Genomic DNA, 3,191 nt, shown 5'->3' on the forward strand with positions numbered 1-3,191 from the left:
TTCCAGCTCGTCCGGGGCCTTTATTTGGTTGTGGCAGCTTCTCTAGAGAAGCTCACCTGTCCCAACCGTACCACGAGTTCTCTAGAGAAGTCCGCGCGAATGTGCCAACTTGCTTCGTCCCTGCTGAAAGGTGATTTCCGCTTTCGGGTGGGTACCCGTAGCCTGTCCTCTAGAGAGGTTCGCGGAGGTAGAGACGATGGCACCTGACACACCTGACCGCGTGCCGCACCGCTATATGGAGATCGCTAACGACCTGCGTGACGCCATCGCACGTGGTGAGTACCAGGTAGGCGACCGACTCCCCGGTGAGAACGCGATCATGCAGCAGTACGCCGTAGCTCGGATGACTGCGCGAGATGCACTGGCCGTTCTTCGTCACGAGGGCATCGCCGTGGCGCGGCAAGGTGCCGGCGTCTTCGTCACGTCCCGGAAACGGCTCGTCCGCGACAGCACCGGGCGCTACTCGCGCACGGCGGTCAGCACGTCGCAGTTCAAGGCCGACGCGACGAACTCCAACCAGCTCGCGGCGTGGGAGCACGTCAGCCGTGAGGTAGCAGCAACGAACCAGGTGGCGGAAATGCTCGGCGTCGCCACGGGGGAGCCGGTCATGGAGACCGTCTACCGGTTCTTCGCTGACGAGCGGCCCATCCAGCTTTCCTGTTCGTGGGAGCCGCTGTCAGTCACGCGCGGCACGCCGATTGAGCTACCCGAAGGCGGGCCGATCACTGGTGTCATCGCGCGGATGGACAGCATCGGTGTGCCCATCGATCGGGTCGTGGAGAAGGTGACCGCGCGGGCGGCGACACCCGCAGAGGCGGACGGACTGGACTTGCCGCCTCGGGGTGCCTACGTCATGGTCATCGAGCGGACGCACTACGCCGGAGATCGTGCCGTCGAGGCGTGCTACATCACGTTCCCCGGTGACCGCTACGAGCTGACCTATACGATCCCTGTTCCGGCTCTAGCCGAGTGACTAGCTTCACCAGATGTGCGCATTTCAATACCACCTGACATGCGACAGCCCTGGATCCCTCCCGTCGCAGCTTGGGAAGGTGATGTAACCTGCGCCGTTGTGACTGGTCGGAGAGCAGCGTTGCTGGTGGCGGGACTCGCGGCAGTCATCGCAGGCTTTGCCGACCTGGCAATCCAGCGAGGCAACGCGAACGATCGGGTAGCCGCAGGCTCGGCCGTTGAAGCTGTAGTGGTCGCGAAGCCGCGGGCGTTTCTCCTGTCGGGTGGATTCCGGGTCCTGGATGTCCGATATTCGTTGGACGGCCAGCAGTACACGGCGACTTTGGGCGGTGCTGGGTTCGACGGCGAGACGGCGCGCTACAGCGGGCTTGAACCAGGCGACGCTCTGACCATGTACGTCGACCGTCACGATCCGAGTGTGGCGGCAACAACGAGCGGCCTGATGAGTGAAGGCCGATGGACCTTCGCCCCCTGGTTTTTGTGGTTAGCCGGCGCGAGCCTGTTCAGCTGGCTCGTGGCAACTCGCCGCGACAGTGCGGCGATGGCGGAGTCGCTGTCCCCGTAGCGCAGCGATTGATAGCCGCAGAACCTGTCGCACGTCTACTGGTATCGCTCTGTCGCGCATCACCCGGTACCTGACACGGCTCTAGCCGAGTGATTGCCGAATTAGTCTCTATGAGATCAAGGCGGCGCTGACGCGCCGCACCGTGGCCGCTCGCCCTTCCCCCGCGCTCTGCCTCCGGCCCGCGCGGGGAGGGCGGCGGCCCGCACCGGCGTTCATGCCGAAGTCTCTAGCGCCATTCAGAACCCTCCCCAGCGCCTCTCAGGGCACCTTTCGGCCGCTCCAGCGCGACACCGTTAGAGGGCTAGGCCGCAGGCTGCACATCGATCCAGGGGCTAGCGCGAGCGCTAGACCTAGCGGGTCGGGTCGCTAGGTCTAGCGGCGGCTGATGGGTGGTCGGGTTGGGGAGGTGGCCTCCCGCTGCGCGGGGGCTGCGTGCTTGGTCTGGTTCGTCAGCCCGCCGGAGGCGGGGGCCAGGCCACCTCCCTTGCTGGCGCTGCTGCTAGCAGGAGCGGCGCAGGGTGGCCGGGAGTGGACGAGAGGCCGTTTGTGGGCTGGGTTGGCGCTGAGGGTGCTATCTGCTATCGGGCTGGTCGGGGGTGCTAGCGATAGCAGCGCTCGGCGCGGTTGTCCCCGGTCGGCGCGCTCACCCTTGATGGGCGATGAGCTGGAGGTGTCCCCGAGACGGGGGTGTGTCAGGGACACGCGCCGGGTGGACGGGTAACGGCGTGGGACTGTGGCCGAGGTGGCGGCTAGAGCCGTTTCCGGGCCGTTGTCGGCGATGCCGTTACCCGTTACCTCTCGGTGTTGGCGCTGATGGTCGAGGGTGCGGCGGGGTAACGGCGGGGGTAACGCGGCCGTTACCCGGTGGCCAGCCGTTACCGGCGGGGTTACCGCCAACCAGCGGGGACATCTCCGCGCCGCGTAGGTGTTCGCGTGACGGGCGGTAAGCGTCCAGTCGTCCGGTCGCGTCCGGTGGGTCGGGCCAGAACGCGCCCGTACGTGCGCGCGGGGGCGTGAGACGAGTAGACGAGTGGACGACCGGACGGTTACGCGCGGTGGGGGTAGCGGTAGCGGCGCATGGGTGGCCGTAGGCCGCCTGTGGGCCGTTTTCGGAGGTGTGCGGCGGGGTGCCGCTACCCGCTACCTTTCGGCGTTGCCGCTGCTGGTGTGTGGTTCAGCGGGTAGCGGGACGGGTAGCGCTGGCGCTACCGGTAGCGGCCGAGCCGCCAGCGCCGCTACCTGTCTAGGGCGCCGGGGCAGGGTGTCCGCGGTGGCTTCCCGGACCGGTTTTGGTGCCGTGCCGGCGGATGCTCTAGAGGGTCTAGAGCGCTGGCGGGGCGAGTGCAGCCGCTCTAGACCATGGTCTAGGTCTAGAGCGTCGGTGGTCTAGACCTAGACCGCTGAAACACCAGAGACCGTGACGATCGCCAGACGGGTCGCTGTCCATTGTGGTCCGGGCGATCGCTGCCGCGCCGCTGCGCGGCTTGCCCTCGGCGGTCGTGGCAGCGCCGTAGAAGCAAGATCAGACCGTGCACCGAACGTGCCCCAAGGCACGGCGACAGCCGGTCGTGCGCGGTCAGCCACGGTCACTCAGCCGGGTTGCCGAAACGTGGACGCAAAAAAGCCCCGAACCGCGTTTCCGCAGGTCGGGGCT

2 protein-coding genes are annotated in these 3,191 nt (G+C 66.8%); both read left to right on the forward strand.

The window, feature by feature from the left end:
* The first annotated feature begins 196 nt into the window (after nt 1–196).
* Entirely contained in the window at nt 197–973 is a 777-nt protein-coding gene (locus tag Cco03nite_RS41705; protein WP_203699586.1) for a GntR family transcriptional regulator, read from the forward strand.
* A gap of 126 nt (nt 974–1,099) precedes the next feature.
* Nucleotides 1,100–1,537: a hypothetical protein gene (locus tag Cco03nite_RS41710; RefSeq protein ID WP_203699587.1), complete on the forward strand. Its 438-nt coding sequence runs from the start codon at nt 1,100–1,102 to the stop codon at nt 1,535–1,537.
* The last annotated feature ends 1,654 nt before the right edge of the window (nt 1,538–3,191 follow it).

Source organism: Catellatospora coxensis (assembly GCF_016862635.1).
GTDB lineage: Bacteria > Actinomycetota > Actinomycetes > Mycobacteriales > Micromonosporaceae > Catellatospora > Catellatospora coxensis.

Excerpts from the sequence above, each read along its gene's own strand:
- Cco03nite_RS41705 (WP_203699586.1), top strand. The coding sequence starts at position 197 with ATGGCACCTGACACACCTGACCGCGTGCCGCACCGCTATATGGAGATC.